General features: G+C 37.4%; 25 protein-coding genes. 21 read left to right on the top strand and 4 right to left on the bottom strand.

Features of this window, described 5'->3' with window-relative positions:
- Positions 1-69 precede the first annotated feature (69 nt).
- Positions 70-519: a YlbF family regulator gene (locus MKY09_RS13375; protein WP_169358958.1), complete on the top strand. Its 450-nt coding sequence runs from the start codon at positions 70-72 to the stop codon at positions 517-519.
- Between the two features lie 111 nt (positions 520-630).
- Here MKY09_RS13375 and MKY09_RS13370 read toward each other — a convergent pair whose 3' ends face one another.
- The gene (locus tag MKY09_RS13370; RefSeq protein ID WP_342566865.1) at positions 631-1,533 is read right to left on the bottom strand and encodes a glycerophosphodiester phosphodiesterase; all 903 of its coding nucleotides are present in this window, start codon (positions 1,531-1,533) and stop codon (positions 631-633) included.
- Positions 1,534-1,710: 177 nt separating this feature from the next.
- Between MKY09_RS13370 and MKY09_RS13365 the strand changes: the two genes are divergently transcribed.
- The gene (locus MKY09_RS13365; protein WP_169358960.1) at positions 1,711-1,983 is read left to right on the top strand and encodes a DUF2129 domain-containing protein; all 273 of its coding nucleotides are present in this window, start codon (positions 1,711-1,713) and stop codon (positions 1,981-1,983) included.
- Between the two features lie 4 nt (positions 1,984-1,987).
- Here MKY09_RS13365 and MKY09_RS13360 read toward each other — a convergent pair whose 3' ends face one another.
- A complete protein-coding gene (locus MKY09_RS13360; protein WP_342566864.1) occupies positions 1,988-2,383 on the bottom strand; it encodes a methylthioribose kinase in 396 nt (131 codons plus the stop codon).
- Positions 2,384-2,426: 43 nt separating this feature from the next.
- Here MKY09_RS13360 and MKY09_RS13355 point away from each other — a divergent pair, with 43 nt between their 5' ends.
- The 3 genes from MKY09_RS13355 to coaD are packed head-to-tail and all read left to right on the top strand — an operon-like array spanning position 2,427 to position 4,915.
- The gene (locus MKY09_RS13355) at positions 2,427-3,842 is read left to right on the top strand and encodes a hypothetical protein (RefSeq protein ID WP_342566863.1); all 1,416 of its coding nucleotides are present in this window, start codon (positions 2,427-2,429) and stop codon (positions 3,840-3,842) included.
- Positions 3,843-3,858: 16 nt separating this feature from the next.
- Positions 3,859-4,434, top strand: coding sequence for a 16S rRNA (guanine(966)-N(2))-methyltransferase RsmD (gene rsmD / locus MKY09_RS13350; protein ID WP_169358963.1), 576 nt, complete (start codon positions 3,859-3,861; stop codon positions 4,432-4,434).
- Positions 4,427-4,915 (top strand): pantetheine-phosphate adenylyltransferase, encoded by a 489-nt coding sequence (coaD, locus tag MKY09_RS13345; protein ID WP_169358964.1) that lies wholly within the window; start codon positions 4,427-4,429, stop codon positions 4,913-4,915. Before rsmD ends, coaD begins: the two co-directional genes overlap by 8 nt.
- Before the next feature lie 89 nt (positions 4,916-5,004).
- On the opposite strand, the gene MKY09_RS13340 is transcribed toward coaD, so the two are convergent.
- A complete protein-coding gene (locus tag MKY09_RS13340; protein ID WP_298471930.1) occupies positions 5,005-5,883 on the bottom strand; it encodes a hypothetical protein in 879 nt (292 codons plus the stop codon).
- A 202-nt stretch (positions 5,884-6,085) separates the two neighbouring features.
- Here MKY09_RS13340 and MKY09_RS13335 point away from each other — a divergent pair, with 202 nt between their 5' ends.
- Entirely contained in the window at positions 6,086-7,132 is a 1,047-nt protein-coding gene (locus tag MKY09_RS13335; RefSeq protein ID WP_342566862.1) for a SepM family pheromone-processing serine protease, read from the top strand.
- Here the strand turns inward: MKY09_RS13335 and MKY09_RS13330 are convergent, their stop codons facing one another.
- Complete coding sequence (locus MKY09_RS13330; RefSeq protein ID WP_298471934.1) at positions 7,133-8,347, bottom strand: nucleotidyltransferase; 1,215 nt, start codon at positions 8,345-8,347, stop codon at positions 7,133-7,135. It lies immediately after the preceding gene.
- A gap of 201 nt (positions 8,348-8,548) precedes the next feature.
- Here MKY09_RS13330 and MKY09_RS13325 point away from each other — a divergent pair, with 201 nt between their 5' ends.
- The 15 genes from MKY09_RS13325 to MKY09_RS13255 all read left to right on the top strand — a co-directional run bounded on the left by MKY09_RS13325 (position 8,549) and on the right by MKY09_RS13255 (position 23,995).
- Complete coding sequence (locus tag MKY09_RS13325; protein WP_298471936.1) at positions 8,549-9,088, top strand: YceD family protein; 540 nt, start codon at positions 8,549-8,551, stop codon at positions 9,086-9,088.
- A 24-nt stretch (positions 9,089-9,112) separates the two neighbouring features.
- A complete protein-coding gene (rpmF, locus tag MKY09_RS13320; RefSeq protein WP_144537945.1) occupies positions 9,113-9,286 on the top strand; it encodes a 50S ribosomal protein L32 in 174 nt (57 codons plus the stop codon).
- 88 nt (positions 9,287-9,374) lie between these two features.
- Positions 9,375-10,136: an enoyl-CoA hydratase/isomerase family protein gene (locus MKY09_RS13315; RefSeq protein ID WP_169358969.1), complete on the top strand. Its 762-nt coding sequence runs from the start codon at positions 9,375-9,377 to the stop codon at positions 10,134-10,136.
- 59 nt (positions 10,137-10,195) lie between these two features.
- Positions 10,196-10,597 carry a hypothetical protein gene (locus tag MKY09_RS13310; protein WP_169358970.1) on the top strand — a complete coding sequence of 134 codons (402 nt, stop codon included), beginning with the start codon at positions 10,196-10,198 and terminating at the stop codon, positions 10,595-10,597.
- A 225-nt stretch (positions 10,598-10,822) separates the two neighbouring features.
- Positions 10,823-12,184 carry a biotin carboxylase N-terminal domain-containing protein gene (locus MKY09_RS13305; protein ID WP_342566861.1) on the top strand — a complete coding sequence of 454 codons (1,362 nt, stop codon included), beginning with the start codon at positions 10,823-10,825 and terminating at the stop codon, positions 12,182-12,184.
- Positions 12,181-12,393, top strand: a complete 213-nt coding sequence (locus MKY09_RS13300) for an acetyl-CoA carboxylase biotin carboxyl carrier protein subunit (protein WP_169358972.1) — start codon at positions 12,181-12,183, stop codon at positions 12,391-12,393. Before MKY09_RS13305 ends, MKY09_RS13300 begins: the two co-directional genes overlap by 4 nt.
- A 199-nt stretch (positions 12,394-12,592) precedes the next feature.
- Positions 12,593-14,134 carry an acyl-CoA carboxylase subunit beta gene (locus MKY09_RS13295; RefSeq protein WP_169358973.1) on the top strand — a complete coding sequence of 514 codons (1,542 nt, stop codon included), beginning with the start codon at positions 12,593-12,595 and terminating at the stop codon, positions 14,132-14,134.
- 519 nt (positions 14,135-14,653) lie between these two features.
- A complete protein-coding gene (locus MKY09_RS13290) occupies positions 14,654-15,529 on the top strand; it encodes a 2-dehydropantoate 2-reductase (protein ID WP_342566860.1) in 876 nt (291 codons plus the stop codon).
- Between the two features lies 1 nt (position 15,530).
- Positions 15,531-15,908: a DUF3397 domain-containing protein gene (locus MKY09_RS13285; protein WP_342566859.1), complete on the top strand. Its 378-nt coding sequence runs from the start codon at positions 15,531-15,533 to the stop codon at positions 15,906-15,908.
- Positions 15,909-15,974: 66 nt separating this feature from the next.
- Positions 15,975-17,591 (top strand): bacillithiol biosynthesis cysteine-adding enzyme BshC, encoded by a 1,617-nt coding sequence (gene bshC / locus MKY09_RS13280; protein ID WP_342566858.1) that lies wholly within the window; start codon positions 15,975-15,977, stop codon positions 17,589-17,591.
- A gap of 466 nt (positions 17,592-18,057) precedes the next feature.
- Positions 18,058-18,489, top strand: coding sequence for a division/cell wall cluster transcriptional repressor MraZ (gene mraZ / locus MKY09_RS13275; protein WP_169358978.1), 432 nt, complete (start codon positions 18,058-18,060; stop codon positions 18,487-18,489).
- A gap of 17 nt (positions 18,490-18,506) precedes the next feature.
- Positions 18,507-19,457, top strand: a complete 951-nt coding sequence (gene rsmH / locus MKY09_RS13270) for a 16S rRNA (cytosine(1402)-N(4))-methyltransferase RsmH (RefSeq protein WP_342566857.1) — start codon at positions 18,507-18,509, stop codon at positions 19,455-19,457.
- Complete coding sequence (gene ftsL / locus MKY09_RS13265) at positions 19,458-19,829, top strand: cell division protein FtsL (RefSeq protein ID WP_169358980.1); 372 nt, start codon at positions 19,458-19,460, stop codon at positions 19,827-19,829.
- Between the two features lie 35 nt (positions 19,830-19,864).
- Entirely contained in the window at positions 19,865-22,027 is a 2,163-nt protein-coding gene (locus MKY09_RS13260; RefSeq protein ID WP_342566856.1) for a penicillin-binding transpeptidase domain-containing protein, read from the top strand.
- A gap of 102 nt (positions 22,028-22,129) precedes the next feature.
- Positions 22,130-23,995: a penicillin-binding transpeptidase domain-containing protein gene (locus tag MKY09_RS13255; protein ID WP_298471953.1), complete on the top strand. Its 1,866-nt coding sequence runs from the start codon at positions 22,130-22,132 to the stop codon at positions 23,993-23,995.
- The last annotated feature ends 5 nt before the right edge of the window (positions 23,996-24,000 follow it).

Raw genomic sequence — 24,000 nt, 5'->3', positions numbered from 1 at the left:
ACTTAAGTTATTAGTTTAACAATTGTCTCCAGTTTTCTGTTATGATAAACAGGATTGGAGGTTTTATTTATGATTATGACTGATGAATGGGTGGATATAATGGATCACTCAGACCTATTATGTACAATGATTTTATCCTCTGAACCATTTTACCTTTACTTAAATGCACATCGTGCTGTATATACAAAACCTGAACTAGTGCGGGAAATCAATAGCTTTACCCGACTGAAGGACCAATATGAAGAGGTTCAACGCTTTGGAAAATACCATCCAGATTACTCAAGAGTCATGAAAGACATTCGTGTAACTAAACGTAATCTTGATATGGTAGATGAAATAGCAGCTCTTAAGGTGGCTGAAAACGAGTTACAGGACCTCCTCGATGAGGTAAGCTTGATTATTGGTAAAACAGTCTCAGAAGGAGTCAAAGTACCTGTAAGTAATCCATTTTTCGCTTCTAGCGGTTCAAGCTGCGGTAGTGGCTGTGGAACCGGCGGGTCGTGCTCTTGCTCAGCTTAAGAAAATCACAAAATTAAAAGTCAGCTAATCAAACAAATGGATAGCTGCACCAAATAAATTAGGAAGGATGTGTACATTAATTGTGCACATCCTTTTTTTACTCATAAAATTCTAGTTCAACTTTAATACATCAATTGCTAGGTCAGGTCTATCTGTAATAATCCCTTTTGCTCCATTTTGAATAAGCTTTTTCATTACCTCTGGATCATTGATGGTCCAATAATGTACCGGGATATTTAAAGTAGATAAAAATTTTATAAATCCAGGACTGTCCAGAGAAACCATTTTGGCTCTTAGCGGTAACTGAAAAATGTCCGCCTTTGGATGATATAAATGTCTAAATTGTGAAGTGTAAGCTGTGTATGCTTTTTTCACTTCTTTTTCTCCGGCACCTAAAGCAACTCTGTTTTGAGCGTAGAGATTGAAACGATCAATTTGTTCATCAAAGAAGCTTGTTACAACTACCCGATCAAAGGCTTGTTTTTCTTCTATCAATCTCCATAGCTTAGATGGCATTAGACTACCTTCATAAGTCGCAGGGTTGTCCTTTATGTCCATATTAATGAGCATTTGTGGATAAGCATCGATTAACTCACCAAGTGTTACCACTCGTTCACCTTTGCCTCTATAAGAAAAGCCATCTTTTATATCTTTAAAATGATACCCTATATCTGCAGCTCTAAGCTCAGACAACGTGTAGTCTGCAACCTTGCCTGTAAGATCTGTTGTTCTTTCTAATGTTTCGTCATGAAATACAATGATTTCTTCGTCTTTAGTTAATCTCAAATCAATTTCAAAGCCATGGACTCCTAATTTTGCAGCATTATCAAAAGCAGCCATGGAGCCTTCAGGAGCAAGGGCTAGTCCTCCTCGATGTGCAAGAATAATGGGATGTTCATACTTTAATGCTTCCTTTGAAGGGCGGCTATCCGGCTTTGATAAAGCTTTTGTACTAGCCCAAGCGGCACCTGCAGCAGCAGCAATTGCAAGAGCTACATTAGATTTTTTCCCCATATTTTAATCCCCCTTTTTGGACTTATTCAAATTGTAGCAAGATAATAGGAACTTAACTCACTTATGTTGCGACGATTTCTTTAATTATAGCCAATTGATATTTAGCTGTCAGCTAGTTGTTGTTGCTATCAAAATCCTCCATATGTTATTCTTGAAGGAAGAAATGAGGGGAAGCGTATGACAGAAAGACAAGGACTAATTGTCTATGTGCATCATTTAAAGCAGGCTAAATCTTTAAGAAAATACGGGCATGTCCATTATATTTCTAAAAAAATGAAATATGTCGTTTTATATTGTGATCAGGATCAGATAGAAGCGGCTAAACAAAAGATGAATAAACTTCCTTTTGTAAAAGAAATATTAGAGTCCTATCGTCCGTTTGTAAAAACAGAATTTGAAAATAGTAAACCAGATAAAGCTAAAGAGTATGATTATAAAATCGGTCTATAGCATTTTATTGGAATGGTGGTATATAATGGTTTAATCTTAGGATTCCAATGATATACTGATAAAATAAATGCGTATCTGCAAACGTCGAGGAATGCTTAATAGATATTTTTATTGGTTCAACCTGTAACTCGTTTAAAGTTTCTTTAAATGTACTTAGTCTTTTGGATTCTGGCTGTGACTGGGGAATGCCCTCACGGCAAATGTAAATTGGGAAAAATTTGGTATCATTTATGGGTTTTAGAGCAATTGCTATAGAAATATAGTCCTTCCCATTTTTTGGTGAAGAGAAGATAAATGCTCTGTAAATACGTTCCTTGTTTACACGTGCTAATTCACATAGCTCAAATGTATCTCCGTAACCTTCGCCAAGTTCTATAAAACGTTGGATCAATGAAAACACTTCCTTTCCAATTCATCTTACCACTATGTTGGAGGACAATTCCATGAAAATTATTGTAGGCTTTATATCTATGCTTTTAGTAGTAACAAATTGCGTTTTATTATTATTTCAATATGAGGTGTACTCCTCCAATATAGATGAAGAAGTACAGGACTTTTCATATGAGCAAGAAGTAGATATCCAATTATTTGAAAATAGTATACAAGTAAATCATCACTTTTTTAACTTACCAAAGGAGAAAGTCTCTATTTTATGGCCAATTGCTAGTGAAAATAGGAGCTGTTTAAACGGTGCTGGAGATAGCTGTAAACGTTTTGCAGAAGACTTGAGTAGCTTTCTTGAAGATGAAGTCTCCAGTCAAAGTGTATCCTATACTTTTCCTTTGCCAAATGGTTTAAAAGAAGGAGTCGTTCTTTCTGATTTTCTCTTAAAGCTAGAAAATGGTGATGTAACCTATACAACATTACATATAACAGACTCTTTAAAAAGAGGAGGAATGTGGGTAAGTGGACTACCTAAGATTGGTAACTCTTCTTTAGACTTAATTGACTACTCACTTTCTATTGGAGAAGGTACTGTACAAGAGTTATATTGGCAACAAGAAGCTTTACCGATTCAATACCAAAATGATCATTATTCGGTCTATTCCAAGGAGCCGGTAGCGGTTGGTCTACAAAAGCTTTTAGATGAATTACAATTACCTAACACTAGACATTCTTCTATTTTAGTTGAGGATAATAAGTACAAAGTGAACGCAACCAATATTTTATTTTTGGAAAATGAGGACTTGCCTTCTATACAGAGAGATATAGCTGTTAAAAATATTCAGGATGGCTATAATTTACCGACCGAAAATCTTCTGCTAGCAGAAGTAGTAAGCAGCTTTTTAATGGAGTCTCCTGTGGGGGCTGAAAAGTCAATATGGATGTATGAGACCATAACTAATTATTTGACTAATAGTCAATTGTCAGAATGGAAGTCCTTGTTGGAAAATCAGAAGGAGTTAAGTGCGGAGAAGTTGGATAAGCTATTGTCATCTCTTCTGGACTCCAAAACTTCATTTTTCGAATGGAATGATCTGCAAAACGACAAGTTCCCATTGTTGTTTGAAGATTCACGACTTGTATATATTAACGATGGCATACAAAAGGACATCGACGTCCTATTTAAGGATGGAAAGGTTTTGTATGCAGCAGAACCATTATTAGATGTGTTGGGCTATACGTATGACGACACAGATAAAGGTTTATACGTCCAAAATGAAACTAGGGCATTTAGATTTCCTATTCAAGAACCATTTTATGTTTATAATCAAAAAAGATATGATGCCATGTCCGAGCCCTTTGAAAAAATCGGTTCAAAATTTTATATAGAAGAGACGTGGATGATTCGTTTGTTTTTGTTGAACATAGATAAAGAGGACGGACGAATTCATTTACAAGAAGAAACGTCTAATTAATGCTGGGAGAAATAGTATGAGAGTTATTTCAGGAACTAGAAAAGGATTACCATTGAAGGCAGTACCAGGAACTAATACAAGACCTACTACAGATAAGGTGAAAGAGTCTATTTTTAATATGATTGGGCCGTACTTTAATGGCGGAACGGCTGTGGACTTATTTGCAGGCAGTGGTGGACTAGGGATTGAGTCTTTAAGTAGAGGTATAGAAACATGTATTTTTATTGAAAAAGATTATAAAGCGATTCAAACCATTAACGAAAATCTAAAAAAATGTCGCTTAGAAGATGCAAGCGAGATATACAAAATAGATGCATCTCGTGCAGTAAAGGCATTTGAAAAAAGAGCGCTGAGTATAGAGCTATTATTCGTTGATCCTCCCTATAGTAAAACTCCTTTTTATAATCTGGTTGGGGAGATAGTGGAAAAGGGTCTAATGTCTGAAACAGGAACAATCGTCTGTGAGCATGAAAAGATGGTGGATCTACCGGATGCTTATGGAGAGTTCCAGCTTTCGCGCAGAGAAAATTATGGTGGGACGGTTATTTCCATTTATCGTTACCAAGAAGAAGAGGGGAAATCACATGAGTAAAATGGCAGTTGTTCCAGGAAGTTTCGATCCAATCACTTATGGACATCTTGATATTATTACTCGAGGAGCTTCTATTTTTTCAGAGGTTTATGTAGTTGTTTTAAATAACTCCTCTAAAAATCCTCTATTTTCTGTAGAAGAACGAGTAAAGCTTATTCAGGAAGTAACTGCCCACTTGCCCAATGTAAAGGTAGAAACCTTCTCAGGTTTACTTATGGACTATGCTCAGAACGTAGGAGCAAGTGCAATCATTAGAGGTCTTAGAGCAGTCTCTGACTTTGAATATGAGATGCAAATCACCTCTATGAATCGAGTTTTGAATGATGAAATCGAGACATTTTTTATCATGACCAAAAATCAATATTCATTTTTAAGCTCTAGTATAGTAAAAGAAGTTGCTAAGTACGGAGGCAACATTGGAGAGCTAGTACCACCACAAGTGGAAATAGCGCTTAAAGAAAAATATAAGCATCAACCATAACCTTGCCCTCGGGCAAGGTATTTTTTTGCCTCCGATCAATAAATGACAGAAGTGTTACTGGTGCCTGGCACCAGTAACACTTCTGTCATTTAGCCAAGTATGAAAAATAGTGGAATGATGAGCATGTTGAGCAAACGGAACATGAGGTATTTCCGAATGGGTATGCCTGCTTTTTGAGCAAGAACAATTATTTGCATATGAATACTTAAACCGCTAAAAGCAATAATAAGAGCAATGATAAAAGGAAGGTAGTAGGATCCTGATAGTATTTGTCCGGCAAGGCTAATCCCACCCGTCATTTCAAAAAGTGAGGATACAAAAACTAGGACAGTTGGTGAAATAGTTGGGATGATTTCTTTTAAAGATTCAAATACGATATAGCTAATTGTAGTAAAGAAGATAACGGTCGTCCCAATAAGTAAAAGGATTTGATAGGTTTCTTTTATGCTCTCTTGGAAGGGAGAGGTGTTAGCTTCTTTTTTGTATGTATTCATTTGAATAGGCTTGGAGAAAATAATGAATACTAGTAGGAAAATAAGGTTGACTACATGAATGATGATTAATAATTTAAGCCCCGCTATTTCTGCATTAAATATTTCAATTCCCACAAATCCAATCACAAACATTGGGCTAGGTGCGTGGCAAATAGCTAATAGCCAGCTTGCATTCCGGGCGTTTAAGGTGCCTATCTCCTTTAAGGAGGATATAATGGCTGCTCCACTAGGGAAGCCCCCAAGAGCTGTCAGGAGGTAAATATTAAAATAAAGTTTAAATTTGTTACTGGTAGTTAAAAATTTTTTCTGAGTGCGAATAAACATTTGAGTGATCACCAAATAAGGTAATAGGTAAGGCATGAGAGATGTAGTGAAGATGCGCATCCCTTCTAATGCACCTTTATGTGAAACTCCAGGCTGTAAAAATAAGAGAATAATAAGTGCCCAACTGCCAACTGTAACAATAATATGCATTTTGCGTCATTCCTTATCTCTTAAAGGAAAACATTTTTTCCTCAAAGCGTAGTTTTTGTAAGATTTCTTTCTTGAACAGAGTTATTCATTCTTTTAAATCTTCCAGAGTTAGCAATATTTTCTTAATATGTTTTGTCAGTCAAAATTGGAAGTGATAAACTTATATTTATATTTAATTATTTATGAAAGAGAGGGATAACTTATGAAGAAGATAAAACCAATAGTCCTTCTTTTTATTGTTGTAATTATTTTGGCATTAGGCTTCTATCCAATGGAATCCTACATTTCAAGACCAGGCGGAGCTTATGAGCTTTCACCATTGGTACATGTTGAAAATGGAGATGAGGATGACGAGGGTACATTAAGTCTTCTAACTATTGCTCTATCAAAGGCGACTCCTCTCACGTATGCGTACGCGAAAGTAACAGATAGTCAAAAGATTTATCCTGCCGATCAAATTCGCCAAGAGGACGAAGATGAAGAGGAATATAATGTACGTCAATTAAAGCTTATGTCTGATTCTCAGTTTAATGCTATTACGGTGGCTTTCGATCGAGCGAAAAAACCATACACCGTTATTAATCACGGAATATTTATTTTTAATGTAGTGGATGGAGGGGGCGCTCACAATATTCTAAAACCAGGAGACAAAATTTTAGAAATGGATGATTTGTCTGATCTGACGGGAGACGTGATTGCTAAGTACTTAGCGGATAAAAAAGAGGGCGATACCGTTCGTTTAAAGGTCGAGCGGGAAGAAAAGGTGCTTATTAAAGAGGTAACCCTTAAATCGGTCCCAGGGGTCCTTGAAAAGGCTGGTATTGGTATTTCCTATACTGAAAACAAGGTAGTAGAAACCACCCCGTCTGTAGAGATTAAATCCGACGATATTGGGGGTCCATCGGCAGGTCTAATGTTTACCCTTGAGTTATTAAACCAACTGCTTCCAGAGGACATAACAAAAGGCTACAATATTGCAGGGACTGGTGAAATGCTACAAGATGGTACTGTTGGAAGGATAGGCGGAATTGACTTAAAAGTAATTGCTGCAGATAAAAAAGGGGTAGATTTCATGTTTGCACCCGACGATGATATACCTGAAGAAATTGTTGCTAAAAACCCAGATCTTACCTCTAACTATGAAGAAGCTTTAAAAACGGCAAAAAAAATTGGCACAAAGATGAAAATTGTGCCAGTGAAAACCATTGACGATGCAATGGAATATTTAGATAACCTAGAACCTAAATGATTAAATTCTAATTGGTATCTTTCTAAATTCGCTCCCAACCATGGATGAACCAAATTTAGTTTGAAGTCCTAAATAATATAGATTTGCGGCTTTAATATCAAGCTGCAGTAGTATATTATCCTTGCTTGCAGCCACCCTACTAACTAGAGGGAGCTGCAAGTCTTTTTTTATGAATTGGAGGTAGGTCTGTCCTTTTTGACTCATTGCAAGTGGTCGGATATAGGTAGGGTACTCAATAGCTCTTAAATCTTCCCATGTAAATGCATTATAAATATGGGTCAACATTCTTTGTATTCTTGTCCAGGTAAATCGTTTGGATTTTATTTGCTCCATAAATGGGAAGAAACTGTCATGCTTTGCAGCAGCGTTCCAAATAGCATTTTCAATGCCTTCCGTCACCTCTGCATACTTTGCAATGCTATGTTTATCCTGGCGCAAAATAATTAGGCGCAAAATAGGATAAAAACGCTCCCAGCTACCGAAGCTTTCTGCCTGGTCAATCCATTTGGTTAGACCCATAAGACTTGTGTCGGGTAAATATGGATGAATTTTAGAAAGCTCTTTTTCTTCGAAGAGCACCTTTCTAATTCCAGTAGCGCTCGCAATCGATTCTGTTTTTTTAGCATCATCGTGATAGTTAGCCACAATGCGTTGAATTGTAGTTGGCTTGATGGATGAATTTATTTGACGTGCAGCCTCCATGTAATGGTAGCCTAAGATGTTATTCGGTTTAGACAAATCCACTAGAGGTTCAGTTGCTTCATTTGCCAATACATGATATGCCTCGTTCAGTGCTTTTGGATAACTAATCCCTTTTTTTATAAATTGGGAGATAGCCTCGTTATATTCATTCTTTTTAGAGGTTAACAACTTAACTGTATGATTAAAAGACTCTATTGACCCTTCCTCACTTCCAAAACAAAAGCTGTCGCATTTTAATGCATCCAATAAAAAAATAGCTCCCTTAGCAAAATCACTTGCCTGTGCAGTTGCAAATGCATATGGTAACTCTATAACTAAATCGACACCAGCATCTACTGCCATTTTAGCTCTAGTCCATTTATCTACAAGCGCTGGCTCTCCACGCTGCAAGAAGTTGCCGGACATGACAGCGATTGAAAGTTCGCTATCCGTCTGTTTAATGGACTGTTGTAAATGGTGTAGATGACCATTATGAAATGGATTGTATTCTACAACAATTCCTGTGGCTTTCATTATAATTAATCCCCCTTAAATTTTCTGATCTTCTAGCTGGTAGTCTTTGCTATCCTTGTTTTGTCTGTTAAATCTGGACCAATCTTAAATACTTTCCTTACTGAAAGTATAATGTTAAAATAAAGTAGTGACAAGAAATTATCTTGACATCTAAAACTAAGCATTATATAATCAACTTTGTTGTCTTGAGGTGATAATCGTATGAAATGGGCAATTAGTCAGCTTTCTAAATATCGTGAGAATGGTCTAGATATAGATGAATTCGTGGAACTCGAAAATGTGAAGAAGCGAAATCAAGACGTTCGAAAGATTTCACCCGTTCATGTAAAAGGGCACTGCACATTTGGTGCAGCGCAAATGACTTGTCATTTTCAGCTTTCTGGAGTTTTAACCTTACCATGTGCACGCACTTGGGAAGATGTAGAATTTCCATTTGAGATTCATTCGGATGAAGTATTCACCTGGTCCGACACTGCACTCGCTTCTGCTAAAGCGTATGATAATTATCATATCGTAGAAGGGGATGTCATTGATGTCGATCCTGTTCTGGAAGAATTAATTCTTTTAGAAATACCATTGCAAGTGTATAAAGAAGGTGCAGACCAATTTAAACACGAGGGTGGGACAGGTTGGAGCTTTACTACTGATGAAGATCTTAAAGAATTGCAAGAAGATGACCAACCAAAATTGGATCCAAGACTTGCTGATTTAGCTAAGTATTTTGATCAAACAGACGAATAATAGATCTGTAAGGAGGTGCCACCAATGGCAGTACCAGCTAGAAGAACTTCTAAAACTGTAAAAAGAAAACGTCGTACACATTTTAAATTATCCGTACCTGGTATGGTTGCTTGTTCAAATTGTGGTGAAATGAAATTGGCTCACCGAGTTTGTAAATCATGCGGTCAATACAAAGGGAAAGAAGTAGTGAGCAAATAATACAGTATTTGTTCCTTAAAAGGCTACCAAAGAGACCATGGCTCTTCGGTAGCCTTTTTCTCTATATTCATTTTAGGAGGTACATACGTTGGCTTACACAATAAAAGAACAGGATAACATCCTAATATTTGAGATTGATCGACCTGACATACATAATGCTATTAACTTTGATGTTTTGGCTGGATTTAGGCAGCTTGTGACCGAGGTTAATTCAAATAAAGAAATTAAGCTTGTAGTAATCACAGGAGCAGGAGATAAGTCTTTCTGTTCAGGAGGAGATTTATCGGTTTTTCATGAGCTAAAAACGGCGGAGGAATCTTACGCAATGCTAAGCGAAGTAGCTAAAGAACTTTACAAGGTAGCTACTCTCGAGGTACCAACAATAGCTTTAATTAATGGGACCGCAGTTGGTGGGGGATGTGAAATAGCCACATTATGCGATTTCCGACTTGTCAAAAAGGAAGCAAAATGTGGTTTTATCCAAGGTAAACTTGCTATTACCAGTGGCTGGGGTGGAGGAACATACCTTTTTGAAAAGGGTATGAGGTATGATAAAGCGCTAAAGATGTTAACAGAAGCCACACCTTATCATTCATCGGAGCTATTAGAAATGGGTTGGGCTACCGAAGTGTTTGAGGGTGATAAAGTGATTGCTCTACAAGACTTCATCTCCAAAATGATTCTTCCCCATTCGACAGTTTTGAAGGCCTACAAAAAACAGATCATACGAAAATGGGAGCAATCTAAATTATTTGAGAGAATAATGGAAGAAGTGAAAGAATGCTCTATACTTTGGGAAGCTGATGTACACCATGAGGCAGTGAATTCTTTTTTATCAAAAAAGAAATAAAATAGAGTCTATTTATACCCACTTTGCATATATTAATAAAAAAGCAAAGGGTGATTAATGTGAATGTTAAATTGAGAAAAGATAGCTGGACCCTCGACGAAGACAATCTACTAAAAGAGATAGTACTAAAGAAAATCGAACAAGGCCACACCCAAATCTCAGGGTTTCAGGAAGCCAGCGTGTTGTTAGGACGGTCCAAACAAGCTTGTGCATTTAGATGGAATAAAAATCTTCGCCCACAACTTTTCCCAAAAGAGGATTCCCCGAAGGTAGAAAGTTTCAAGGAGACTGTAAACGATTCCACTTCCCTTCAAAACCATTTGCAACTTGCCATGCAAAGTTATGATGAAATGAAAAATTCCTATGATGAAATAGCTAATGCATATAATTTACTAAAAAGAGATTACGAGGTACTAGTGAACTGGGCCAAACAAGGTGTTCAACACATAGAAAGAAATTAGCAAGGAAGTCTCTAAAAAATAGAGACTTTTTTTAATGGAAAATAATTTTATATCAGAATCGTTACAGGTGCCTGGCACCTGTAACGATTTTGTAATTTTTTGTTGGTTATTTGGCCCTAGGTTATGTAGATGATTTTAATCAATTATTATGTGAAAGTTGAATTCACTTTCAACTTTCGTATAGACTAATAGTGGGGAGAATATTTTGACAAAGGGGAGATACATATGAAAAAGCTGTTAATAGCAAATCGGGGAGAAATAGCACGACGGATTATTAAGACATGTAAACGATTAAATATTGAAACTGTGGCAATTTATAGTGAAGCGGACGAACAGCTTCCTTATGTAAGAGAGGCGGATTATGCTTTTCTTATTGGGCCGAGTCAGGTGCAACAGTCTTATTTAAAGGCTGATGACATAATTGAGCTTGCTATACGAGAAGGTGTAGATGCAATTCATCCAGGCTATGGTTTTTTGTCAGAAAATGCAGAGTTTGCTAGAAAAGCAGAGGCGGCTGGAATTACGTTTATTGGCCCTAAAGCAGAAACGATTGAAAAGATGGGAGATAAAATTGAATCCCGTATAACAATGATTCATGCAAACGTGCCTGTTGTACCGGGAACTGAGGATGGGCTTAATTCTTTGGACGAGGCACTTCTCGCAGCCAAACAGATTGGCTACCCAATTATGCTTAAGGCAAGCGCCGGCGGAGGCGGCATCGGCATGATTAAATGTGACGATGAAGCAACCCTTACCAAGCACTTTGAATCGATTAAAACTAGAGCCAAATCTTATTTTGGTAGTGATATAGTATTTTTAGAAAAATTTATTGAAGATTCTCGCCACATTGAAGTACAAATCTTTGGGGATACAAAAGGAAACATCGTGCATTTGTTCGAACGTAATTGTTCTGTACAAAGAAGAAATCAAAAGGTTCTTGAAGAATCTCCATCTCCTAACTTCCCAGAAGAAGCCAAGAAGAAGCTGTTTGAGGCGGCGGTTAATGCGGCAAAGGCGGTCGATTATGTGAATGCTGGCACGGTGGAATTTATCGTAGACCAAAATCATCAATTTTACTTTTTAGAGATGAATACCCGTTTACAGGTAGAGCATCCAGTAACAGAAGCGGTAACAGGCTTTGATTTAGTAGAATGGCAGCTAAAGGTTGCGCAAGGTGAGGAGTTGCCGGTTAAGGAGCAAGACAAAATTACAACTAATGGGCACGCGTTTGAATTTAGAATTTACGCAGAGGATCCAAAAACGTTTTTACCTTCTCCAGGAACAATATCTACTCTTACATGGGGAAATGATTCGGATGTACGAATAGATGCAGGGTATGAAGAAGGAAATAAGGTGACTCCTTTTTATGATCCAATGATTTCCAAAGTAATTATACATGCAGAAAACAGAAGATTAGCAATAGAGAAAGCACAAAAATTATTTTCTTCTGCTAAAATAGAAGGTGTAAGAACTAATATTTCACTATTTGACCAGTTTTTACATGACAGTACTTTTGAAAGTGGAGTATATTCAACATCCGTTTTAGGGGAATGGATGGACAAACAAAGGGAGGAAATTTCAAAATGAAAAATTTAGAATCAACTATGGCAGGTACAGTATTTACGGTTAACGTTGCAGTGGGGGACGAAGTGCAAGAAGGCCAAGTGGTTATGGTACTTGAATCGATGAAAATGGAAATTCCTGTAGAATCTAATGTCGCAGGTAAAGTTCTAGAAATAAAGGCGCAAGTTGGAGACTTCGTAAATGAGGGAGACGTATTAGTAACGTTCGAATAAAAACACCTCCAATACCAAAAGTGTAAGTTGCGTATTTAAAATTCTATTAGAACATTAAGTAGGTTTAACGAATCGTTCAATAAATGTATCTATCAATTAAAATAATTGTTTATTTTATTCTATCAAGCAATTGTATCAGTCGGAGTGTGCCCTACATACAGGGCTCGGCTGCTGCTACTTGAAACGGGGGTTTTACAAAGTGGGAGAAACAAAGGGGTATAACGATAAGTTAGAAGAAAAATTATCATCTATTTATGCAGGTGGACATTCAAAGTATCATGAGAAAATGAAGGAGCAGGGGAAGCTGTTTGTTCGTGATCGTTTAAACCTGTTATTTGATAATGGGGAATACGTAGAAGACGGTCGATTTGCAAATGTAGAAGCAGGTGACTTACCTGCTGATGGTGTTGTTACTGCAACTGGAAAAGTAAATGGACAAACAGTTTGCGTAATGGCAAATGACTCTACAGTAAAAGCTGGATCATGGGGATTTAGAACAGTTGAAAAAATAATTCGAATCCAAGAAATTGCTGAAAAAAATCGCGTGCCACTATTGTATTTAGTAGACTCTGCTGGGGCACGTATTACAGACCAATTAGCAATGTTCCCTAATCGCCGAGGAGCTGGTAGAATTTTTCACAATCAAGTGAGATTATCCGGTTTTATCCCTCAAATATGTTTGTTATTTGGACCATCAGCTGCAGGAGGGGCGTACATACCGGCATTTTGTGATGTTGTATTTATGGTGGAAGGAAATGCCTCGATGTACCTTGGATCTCCACGTATGGCTGAAAAAGTAATTGGAGAAAAGGTGACCTTAGAGGAAATGGGTGGGGCGCGCATGCACTGTACAGTTAGTGGAGTCGGCGACGTGCTTGTTTCCTCGGAAGAAGAAGCTATAGAAGAAGCGAAGAAGTATTTAAGCTACTTCCCTGCCAATTACACTGAAAAGCCAAAAACGGTTGAACCGAAGCAAACCAAAGAAGGTAGAACGTTAGAGGAAATTATTCCTGAAAACCAAAATGCACCTTTCGATATGTATGAAGCAATTGATGCATTAATCGATGAAGGTACTTTCTTTGATATTAAAAAACTGTTTGCTCCGGAGCTAATAACAGGATTTGCTCGAATCGAAGGGAAGCCGGTAGGAATCATAGCGAACCAACCGAAGGCAAAAGGTGGAGTCCTGTTCGTAGATTCTGCAGACAAGGCTGCTAAGTTCATTTCTCTTTGTGATGCTTTCTCCATTCCATTATTATTCTTAGCAGATGTTCCGGGCTTCATGATAGGGACAAAAGTGGAAAGGGCAGGAATTATCCGCCATGGAGCTAAGCTTATCGCTGCTATGAGCTCAGCAACTGTACCAAAGCTTTCTGTTATTGTACGAAAAGCTTATGGCGCAGGTCTTTACGCTATGGCTGGACCAGCTTTTGAACCTGATGTGTGTATCGCACTTCCTACCGCTCAAATTGCTGTTATGGGACCTGAGGCAGCGGTAAACGCTGTATATTCCAATAAGATTGAAGCAATCGAGGACCCAAAAGAACGATTAAAATTCGTTCAAGAAAAACATGCAGAATATAAGGAAGAAATAGATATTTATAAGCTGGCATCTGAAATGATTATCGATGAAATTGTGAAGCCGAGCGATCTGCGTAACGAGCTTGCTAATCGTTTGAGATACTATGAAGACAAAGAAATTGCAATTGCACCTCGAAAACACCCAGTCCTTCCTGTATAATATTTTTAAACTTAGGTCTACCTTAGAGGTAGGCCTTTTTAATAATAAGCTTTGTTAAAGTTATTGGTTGATTTAGACTAACAATTCTTTTTTATAGTGACTGTAAACATAAACAAAGGAACTTTCAAATGGCTATTAAGAACATAAATAGATGATGAAATTGGGGTTGGTGACAGTTTTTCAGCTTTGTTTATGCGAGTAAATATTTTAGCAATCGATAAGCTGTCGCCGTTTATTGATTGGAGCGCCAGACGGCGACTCCTACGGGATGAGTGAGACAGATAAGACATCACAACCACGCGCGCTAGCGATGGGTGATGGCTTATCGCTCACCCCGAGGAAAGCGTCCGGCTGGGGCGAAAAATCAACTCTACTCTCTGATCTAAATTTCTTTGCATCATAAATCAGCCCTAACCTTTAACATAGCCTGAAAATACGACCTAATATAACGTTTGGTGGACGACCTCCCTGGATGGTAGATTATTCCCCCATATAATATTTTGTAGGAGGTGAAGAAGTATGCGAATAGGAATTATAGGAGCTGGAGCAGTCGGTATGCTATTTGGCGCCTATTTATCTAAAGCAGGTCATGACATATCCTTTTTAGTAAGGAATAAGAGCTTAAAAGAACTATACATAAAAACAAATGACATTACGGAACCAATTGAATGTCAGATAGTCAATTCTATAGAGGCACTACATCCAATGGATATAATTATTGTGGCAGTTAAGTATCACGATCTCTCTTCATTAAAAAATAATTTAGATTCCTTACCAAATGAAACTCCTCTACTGTTTATACAAAACGGTCTACTACATTTACAGTTTATCGATACTTTAAAACAATCGAATATATTATTAGGTTCTGTTTTGCACGGAGCGACCAAAATAAATCGGGAAACGGTACAACACTTAGGAATTGGAACGACTTCAATTGGATTTTATAAAGGAAAGTGGCAGCGTCTTGAACAGCTACTGAGATCTAAGTCAGAGCAATTCCCATTTCAACTTACTGAAAATATTAGACAAATCTTGTTTAAAAAAGCATTACTTAATTGCTTGATAAATCCCTTAACTACCATTGCTCGTGTACAGAATGGTGAACTAATTAAAAATGAATCATATAAAAAAATATTGCGAAGCCTGTATGAGGAAATTATAGAAGCCTTTGAAGATTGGAACGACTTATTGGCTTGGGAAGAAGTTGTGTCGCTTTGCCAAAATACAGAGTATAACTACTCATCCATGCTTAAGGATTTTCAGAGCAATCGCATAATGGAAGTCGATACTATAGTAGGGGCTATCCTAGCGGAAGCAGAGAGTCGTAAAAAGTCATTGCCCATTCTAAATACTTTTTATTTATTATTAAAAGAAATGAATAAAGTAGGTGATTGATATGATCAGCCTTGTTTCTATCATTGTATTAGTTCCAGCAATTCTATTTATCATTTCTTTTGTGATTGCCAAATATGCGTTTCGCAAAAGAAAAAAATCTATTGGTACAGCTGCAGATATTACTACGTTTTTGTTATTCTTTTCAGTTTCTCATGTGTTTAATGTTATTTTTGAAAAAGAAATAGGATTTATTATTATTATTTTTGCTATTTTTATTGCAACTATTATGACCATTCTAGAATGGAGAATGAAAAAAGAGATAGAAATAAAGCCTCTGCTTCGGAAAGTGTGGAGATTGTTTTTCATCCTACTCTGCTTCATGTACGCTCTTTTATGGATAATCGGAGTAATCCGATATGTTTTAAAGTATATAAGCTAATAATTTTCATCTCTTTCTGATGAAATGATATACTCTAAAAGGATTATATTAAAGAGGTGGAAAATCGTGCGATTAGAGCAATACACACAACCATTTGTTTCCCCATTCTATAAAGCATATTTAGAGGACTCTGCAAGTCTTTCCTCTTTTTTTCATTATGAATGGAACCAAGAGGATTTAAATAAAAGACTTCAAGAGACCGATTACTCAAAACATAAAAGAGTTGAGCTGGCTGGCGTCATTACTAGCTATATGGACCAGTTTGGTATTTCTGAGAAAAGTAGAAAACATATAGAGGAATTGAAAGATAACGGCGTGGTTGTAATTGGTGGACAGCAGGCAGGCATATTGACCGGTCCTATGTATTCCATCCATAAAGCCATTTCAGTGATCGTTCTTGCGAAACGTCAAAGAGAAATACAAGGTATACCGGTAATTCCTGTATTTTGGATAGCAGGTGAGGATCATGATATCGATGAAATCAACCATGTTTACATAGAGAAAAGCAGAAAGCTCCAAAAACTCGTTTTCCCCGAAAGATCGAAGTTAAAGAAAATTGCTTCAGAGACAACATTTACGAAAGAAACGATGCTAGCCTATTTAGAAGAGATTTTCAAAAGCTTGCCTGAAACATCCCATACGAAAAAACTATACTCAAAGTTCACTCATTTTGTAGAGGAACATTCCAACTTCACTACGTTTTTTTCGGCAATTATGAACGAATTATTTTACGAAGAAGGACTTCTTATGGTTGATGCAGCCTATCAGCCTCTTCGCCAGTTGGAATCTGACTATTTTGTTCAAATGATTGAACAGTCCTCGGATTTGGCAAGTTTAGTATTTCGAAAGGAACAACAGCTTGACCAACTAGGGTACGGAACTCCAATTCAAGCGAAAGAAACAGCTGCCAATTTGTTTTATGTAGAGGATGGCGAACGTTTTCTTCTAGAAAGAGAGAGTAATTCTTTTGTACATGATGCTAAGGGATTCTCTTTCACCAAAGAAGAGCTTATAGCGATTGCTAAAGATCAACCTGAGAAACTTAGTAATAACGTTGTTACCCGACCATTAATGCAAGAAATGGTTTTTCCGGTATTAAGTTTTATTGGTGGTCCAGGCGAGATAGCATATTGGGCTACATTAAAAGATGCCTTTCAATTATTTAATATGAAAATGCCGGTTATCACGCCGCGACTTAGTATATCTTTGGTCACTCCTAAGGTGCAATCGCTACTAGATAAGCTGGAATTCTCGATTCCTGATGTTTGGAGTGGAGAGGTTGAGCTTTCAAAATCTAGGATGATTGAGCAAAATCAAAATAAGGATGTCTCCTCGTTCATCCAGTCAATTAAAGATGATTTAGCAAGTAAGTATGAAGAGCTTGATCAATTACTAAAACGAAATGACATTAAGCTTACATCTTTAGTAGAAAAAAACTTAGATTTTCATGCGAAGCAGCTTACCTTCATGGAGAACGCAGTGGAGGATACTATTTTAACCAAGCTAGATTCTTCTATTTATCGTTATGACCAATTAATGATTCAGCTTATGCCTAATGGTGGTCTGCAGGAAAGAACTTATTCTCCTATTCAATTACTAAATGAAAAAGGACAGAACCTCCTTGAAGAATTACTCCAGGTTCCATATGAATTTAATGGTAAGCATCATGTAGTATCTATATAATGTATCTTGCTCCTCTCCCTTAATTGGGAGAGGAGTTTTTTCGTTTCTGAGAGAGATGCATTATTTGTATGGGTTGAAATTGATGAAAGGGAAATAATTAAGTCGTTTTTTATAATCCATGGGATGTAAATTATGACTTGTAAAATCATATTACAAATCGAAAAATAAGGGATTATAAGATGAATTTGTTCTTTTGTTAATTTTCTCTTCTTTAGAAATATTAAATGTTGTTTATCTATTACAACGACTGTTAGTTAAATTTAATGCAAATTTAATGAAATATAGGTTTAAGCTTCGGAATAATGGGTAGCTCTTTTTTCTCCTAAACCCTTGTCATATTTGCTCTAAATGTGTTTTAACAAGTACTAATTACGCATTTTCAAATTTTCTCCACTAATTTACGAAAAAATTGTGGAGGAAAGTGGGGGGATGTGGTATGTTATTGACATAAAGTGGGGTGAGTAGCATGTTCATGGGCGAATACCAGCATAACGTCGATCCTAAAGGGAGAATAATCATACCTTCTAAATTTAGAGAGCATTTGGAGGATTGTTTTGTTTTAACTCGTGGTCTTGATAATTGCTTATTTGGTTATCCTATGAATGAATGGCGAAAGCTCGAAGAAAAATTAAAAGAACTACCTGTAACTAAAAAAGATGCACGAGCATTTACTCGTTTTTTCTTTTCTGGTGCTACAGAAGTAGAAATTGATAAGCAAGGCCGAATCAATATACCAAGTAATCTTAGAGCATATGCAAAAATGGACAAGGAGTGTATTGTTCTTGGGGTGTCCAACCGTTTGGAAATATGGGCGAAGGAAGCCTGGGAAACATACTTTGAAGACTCTGAGGATTCATTTAACGACATTGCAGAGAATATGATCGGCTTTGATATATAAGAAATGGAGGGAAGAGCTTGTTTCATCATACAACAGTACTACTCCACGAGACGGTAGATGGGCTAGCTATTCGTCCCGATGGAATTTATGTTGACTGCACACTAGGTGGTGCCGGTCACAGCGAATACTTAATCAAACAGCTTAATGAAAATGGTAGGTTAATCTGCTTCGATCAGGATATGACAGCTATCGAAAATGCAAAAGTAAAATTAGCTCCTTACTTGGAACAAATCACTTTTGTTCACTCCAATTTTCGATATTTAAAAAAATCCTTAAATGATTTAGGTATTGAAAAGGTTGATGGGATTTTATATGACTTAGGAGTTTCCTCACCTCAGCTAGATACCCCTGAGCGTGGTTTTAGCTATAACTACGATGCTCCTCTTGATATGCGGATGGATCAAACAAGTGAATTAACAGCTTTCCATGTCATTAATGAATGGCCTTATGAAAAGTTAGTGAAAATCTTTTTCCGTTATGGAGAAGAGAAATTTTCCAAGCAGATTGCAAGGAAAATAGAGCAGGCAAGGGAAACTGCACCTATCGAAACTACCTTCCAGTTAGTTGAGTTAATCAAAGCAGGAATTCCGGCTGCAGCAAGAAGAACAGGCGGGCATCCAGCCAAGCGTATTTTTCAAGCAGTCCGAATAGCAGTGAACGATGAGCTGGGAGCAGCTGAGGATTCACTCGAGGATGCAATACAGCTTATAAAGGTGGGAGGACGAGTTAGCGTTATTACTTTCCATTCTTTAGAAGATAGGCTAACAAAGACTATCTTTAAGGAGGCGTCCTCACTTCCAGAGTTACCGCCAAACTTACCAGTTATCCCGGCTGGAATGGAACCTATGCTGAAGTTAATAACTAGAAAGCCAATTTTACCTTCGAAAGAAGAGCTAGAAGTAAATAACCGTTCAAGATCTGCCAAGCTGCGCATTGTGGAAAAACTAATCGAAAAGGGAAGTGTTTAAATGGCTTTACGTAACTATCAGTCAGAGACATACATAGCTAGGCCTTCTTTTCCAGAGCAACCACCACAGCCAAAGAAGCCGGCAAAAATAAAGAGTAAAATACTATCTAAAGGTGAAAAGTTTTTATTTGTAGGATTATTGATCGTTGTAACTGTGCTTTCGTTAATGATTGTTCAAACTCAAACAGACGTTAGAGCAACTACGAAAGAGATATCTTTACTTGAACAACAAATAGATACTACTTCAAAAGAAAATACTGACTTGTCCATACAAGTACGTGAATTATCTACCTATGATCGAATTTGGAAAAAGGCAGAGGAACTCGGCTTGAAACTAAATGAGCAAAACGTAAAGGTAGTACCAGGACAATGAATAAAAAATTTCGTTTTCAATGGGGAGCCTTTCTAATGTTTTTACTTTATGGAGGGCTCTTTTTTGTATTGCTAAGCCGCTTTGTATTTATTCAGGTTACAGGTACAGCAGAAGGGGAAGTTTTAGCTTCAAAAGCAGACGATAAGTATGGACGTGTTCAAGAAATACCAGCAAATAGAGGCAATATTGTAGATCGTAATGGCGAGATAATTGCAGAAGATACCTTAAGCTATAAGATGATTGCAATTACGAGAGCAGAGGTTTCAGGTAATAGTAAAGTCCCTCGACATGTTGTGGATCCAGAGGATACTGCTAGAATACTTGCAGAATATATTGATATGTCAGAGCAAGAGATTCTAGAGATATTAAATAAAGGTATTGAAAAGGACAAGTATCAAGTCGAGTTTGGCAAAGCTGGAAGAGATATTAGTCATAAAAAAATGTTAGAGATTAAGAGTTTAGAACTTCCTGGAATTCAGTTTAGCCAAGATTTAAAAAGGTTATATCCTAATGGGACATTTGCATCTCATTTAATAGGATTTGCTCTCAAGGAAGAGAACAAGGATGGGGAAGCCATTGCAGTGGGGAAAATGGGACTTGAGTACATTTATGATAAAAAGCTTACTGGTGTGCCAGGTAAAGTGGAATATCATAGCGATACAAAAGGCTTCTTACTTCCTAATGCAAGCAAGATGGTCACAGAAGCACAAGATGGCTATGACATTCACTTGACGCTCGACAAAACAATAGAAAACTTTTTAGAAGATGCTATGAATAAAGCAGAAGAAAAGTATAATCCTGAAAAAATGACAGCCATTGTTGCAAATGCTAAAACAGGTGAGATATTAGCAATGGCTCAACGACCGACATTCGAACCGAATACGAGAGAAGGACTTTCGACCAATTGGTTGAATGAAGCCATTGAGCAAACGATAGAACCGGGTTCTACGATGAAAATCTTTACTTTAGCATCTGCTATTGAAGAGGGTGTGTGGAATCCAAATGATCAATTTAAATCGGGCTCCTACAAAGTGTATGATCGTACCATAAGAGATCATAATGTAGTTGGTTGGGGAACTATTTCTTACCTAGAAGGATTCCAAAGATCTTCTAACGTTTCCATGGCCTTTTTACTAAATAAAATAGGTGACGAAACCTTTATAGAATATATTCGTCGTTTTGGTTTTGGGCAGCCCACTGGTATAGACCTTCCAAATGAGGCAAGTGGTATCGTAAATGATAGATATCCTATTAACAGAGTTACTACGACTTATGGGCAAGGGGTAACGGTCACACCTATTCAATTAGTCCAAGGAATGACTGCTATTGCAAATGAAGGAACTATGTACCAGCCTTATGTTATTGATAAAATCGTTAATCCTAATACAGGAGAGATTGTCGATGACAATGAACCAGTAGAAAAGAAATCTCCTATTTCAGCAAGCACTGCTAATCAGGTAAAGGAAATTCTGGCAAGCACTGTTACATCGGAGCATGGGACGGCCCAACGCTTTAAATTGAATGGATATACTTCTGCAGGAAAGACTGGTACTGCTCAAATTCCAAAAGGGGATGGAAGCTACTTTTGGGGAAGACAGCTATTCCTCTATTCCTTTTTAGGGATGGCTCCTGTAGAGGATCCTCAATTAATCGTGTATGTTGCTGTTCAGAAACCGAAGATAAAAGATACAGAGGTTGGTTCTCAGCCAGTATCTGAAATATTTAATTCTGTCACTGAAAATAGCTTGAAATATTTAAATATAGAACCAGAAAACCTTGAATTATCTAAACCGATAAAAATGCCTAATTTAATTGGTAAAAATGTGTTAGACAGCCAAATGGCGTTAGAAACTCAAGGATTAAAAACTGTTATAATTGGACAGTTGGATCAGGTGTTAGAGCAATATCCTAAGGCAGGCACCTCTGTTATTTCTCAAGGAACTGCTTTTATAAAAGGGAGTGGGGAAATAGTACTTCCGAACTTTGCAGGATGGTCAAAAAGAAATCTTATGATTTATAAGTCACTTTCTGGGTTGCCAATAGAAATAATAGGAGATGGCTTTGTGTCGAAGCAAAGTTTAACAGCTGGCTCAGTTGTGACTAGTGATTCACCGATTGTAGTTCAATTGTCGAGTCCAAAGGAAATTGCTGAAAACAGCGTAGAGGAAGAAGAATTGGAAGAACTACCGCAAGACTAGAAGAGTGCTAGAATAGTTAAGGACGTTTTCTCATAAGCTATCTAAAACGGACATAAAGGAGAAAACGTAATATCTAAACTTAAACAAGTTATTCGGCTACGTATGATATGGGTTATTACGCTGCTGTTGTTTCTGGCGGTAGCGGGAAAGCTTATTCAGCTTCAGTTTTTTCAGTTCAGTGAATTGACTACTAAAGCTAAGGAAAGCTGGGACCGAGAGCTGCCTTATGCTTCTGAAAGGGGCAATATTCTTGATCGAAATGGGGAGGTAATAGTTGGTAACAGACTATCTCCTACCCTTTTCTATATGCCTTCCCAAAATAAAGAACCAGAGAAGGTTGCAAAAGAAATTGCACCATTGTTAGAAGTGGAAGAGAGTAAGCTATACGAACAGATTAACAAGAGAGCTTATCTTGTTAAAATTGCTCCAGCAGGGAAGAACATTACGTCTGACTTAGCTATGCAGATTCAAGATAAAAATGTTAAGGGTCTGTATGCTGGTATTGACTATGTCAGAGATTACCCGCATGGTAAAATGCTTTCGAGATTGTTAGGCTTTACCGGATATGATGCCCAGGGGCTTGCTGGAATCGAATATCAATACGATTCTGTCTTGAAGGGCAAAGAATCAGCCATTCGAATGTTTACTGATGCTAAAGGCATTCCACTTCCACATGTGGATGACAGTTGGAAAAATGGACAAAATGGTAACCATGTCCAATTAACAATCGATATGAAAATTCAATCCGTAGTAGAGAGAGAATTGTCACAAGCAATGGATAAATATGAGGCAACTCAAGGCATTGCAATCGTAATGAATCCTAATAATGGAGAGATACTAGCACTAGCTTCGGCTCCAAATTTTGACCCTTCTTCTTATCAAGAAGTTGATTCTACTATTTACAATCGTAACTTACCAGTTTGGATGACATTCGAACCTGGATCCACGTTTAAAATTATTACGCTTAGCGCAGCACTCGAAGAAAATGTTGTTAACTTAGATAATGACCATTTTCATGATGCTGGTTACACAATTGTAGAAGGAGCAAGACTGCGATGCTGGAAACGACAAGGGCATGGTAGCCAAACGTTTCTGGAAGTTGTAGAAAATTCCTGTAACCCGGGATTTATAGAATTAGGCAGGAGAGTTGGACCTGACAAGCTTTCAGAGTACATAAAGAAGTTTGGATTTGGTCAATCCACAGGTTCTGGAATGGCTGGAGAATCTTCGGGCATTCTATTTAGTAAAGATGCTTATGGGCCAGTTGAACATGCAACCACTTCATTTGGCCAAGGTATTTCTGTCACACCGATTCAACAAGTTCAAGCAGTAGCAGCGGCTATTAACGGCGGCTATTTGTATAAGCCTTATATTGTTAAGAACATTGTGGATGGAGAAACAAATAAAATTCTATCTACAGCAGAACCAGAAATGAAAACGCAAGTAGTATCAGAAGCAACTTCTCAAAAAGTACGTGAGGCACTTGAACACGTGGTTGCTCATGGTTCCGGTAGAAACGCCTATAGAGACCAATTACGGATAGGTGGAAAAACTGGGACTGCACAAAAGGTTCAGAACGGCCGATATATGGATGGAGAGTACATTGTTTCTTTCATCGGCTTTGCTCCTGCGGATAAACCAGAACTTATAGTATATGTAGCAATTGATAATCCAAAGCATAGTACTCAGTTTGGTGGAGTAATTGCCGCACCAATAGTAGGTCAAATTATTGAAGATTCACTTGAGGTTACCGGTGGAGGTAAACAATTAGAGAAAGATTATAGATGGGGAGATGTTCAAACTGTCCGCGTCCCAAATCTTGTAGGAACTAAAAGAAAAGAAATTACATCGTACATGTATCCGTTTCAAATTGTTTGGCACGGCGATGGAGATGAAATCTTAACTCAATTACCGAAAGAAAACAGTCTTATTCCGTTAGATGGGACTATACATGTTTACACAAAATAAAAATA

The organism is Psychrobacillus sp. FSL K6-4046 (assembly GCF_038624605.1).
Classification (GTDB): domain Bacteria; phylum Bacillota; class Bacilli; order Bacillales_A; family Planococcaceae; genus Psychrobacillus.
The sequence above is the reverse complement of the archived record's forward strand: the minus strand, read 5'-3'. Positions and strand labels throughout refer to the sequence as shown.

Excerpts from the sequence above, each read along its gene's own strand:
- MKY09_RS13290 (WP_342566860.1), top strand. The coding sequence starts at position 14,654 with ATGCGAATAGGAATTATAGGAGCTGGAGCAGTCGGTATGCTATTTGGC.
- MKY09_RS13335 (WP_342566862.1), top strand. The coding sequence starts at position 6,086 with ATGAAGAAGATAAAACCAATAGTCCTTCTTTTTATTGTTGTAATTATT.
- MKY09_RS13255 (WP_298471953.1), top strand. The coding sequence starts at position 22,130 with ATGATATGGGTTATTACGCTGCTGTTGTTTCTGGCGGTAGCGGGAAAG.
- MKY09_RS13370 (WP_342566865.1), bottom strand. The coding sequence starts at position 1,533 with ATGGGGAAAAAATCTAATGTAGCTCTTGCAATTGCTGCTGCTGCAGGT.
- ftsL (WP_169358980.1), top strand. The coding sequence starts at position 19,458 with ATGGCTTTACGTAACTATCAGTCAGAGACATACATAGCTAGGCCTTCT.
- rpmF (WP_144537945.1), top strand. The coding sequence starts at position 9,113 with ATGGCAGTACCAGCTAGAAGAACTTCTAAAACTGTAAAAAGAAAACGT.
- coaD (WP_169358964.1), top strand. The coding sequence starts at position 4,427 with ATGAGTAAAATGGCAGTTGTTCCAGGAAGTTTCGATCCAATCACTTAT.
- MKY09_RS13325 (WP_298471936.1), top strand. The coding sequence starts at position 8,549 with ATGAAATGGGCAATTAGTCAGCTTTCTAAATATCGTGAGAATGGTCTA.
- MKY09_RS13305 (WP_342566861.1), top strand. The coding sequence starts at position 10,823 with ATGAAAAAGCTGTTAATAGCAAATCGGGGAGAAATAGCACGACGGATT.
- MKY09_RS13285 (WP_342566859.1), top strand. The coding sequence starts at position 15,531 with ATGATCAGCCTTGTTTCTATCATTGTATTAGTTCCAGCAATTCTATTT.
- MKY09_RS13355 (WP_342566863.1), top strand. The coding sequence starts at position 2,427 with ATGAAAATTATTGTAGGCTTTATATCTATGCTTTTAGTAGTAACAAAT.
- MKY09_RS13365 (WP_169358960.1), top strand. The coding sequence starts at position 1,711 with ATGACAGAAAGACAAGGACTAATTGTCTATGTGCATCATTTAAAGCAG.
- MKY09_RS13330 (WP_298471934.1), bottom strand. The coding sequence starts at position 8,347 with ATGAAAGCCACAGGAATTGTTGTAGAATACAATCCATTTCATAATGGT.
- mraZ (WP_169358978.1), top strand. The coding sequence starts at position 18,058 with ATGTTCATGGGCGAATACCAGCATAACGTCGATCCTAAAGGGAGAATA.
- MKY09_RS13375 (WP_169358958.1), top strand. The coding sequence starts at position 70 with ATGATTATGACTGATGAATGGGTGGATATAATGGATCACTCAGACCTA.
- MKY09_RS13300 (WP_169358972.1), top strand. The coding sequence starts at position 12,181 with ATGAAAAATTTAGAATCAACTATGGCAGGTACAGTATTTACGGTTAAC.
- MKY09_RS13260 (WP_342566856.1), top strand. The coding sequence starts at position 19,865 with ATGTTTTTACTTTATGGAGGGCTCTTTTTTGTATTGCTAAGCCGCTTT.
- MKY09_RS13340 (WP_298471930.1), bottom strand. The coding sequence starts at position 5,883 with ATGCATATTATTGTTACAGTTGGCAGTTGGGCACTTATTATTCTCTTA.
- rsmD (WP_169358963.1), top strand. The coding sequence starts at position 3,859 with ATGAGAGTTATTTCAGGAACTAGAAAAGGATTACCATTGAAGGCAGTA.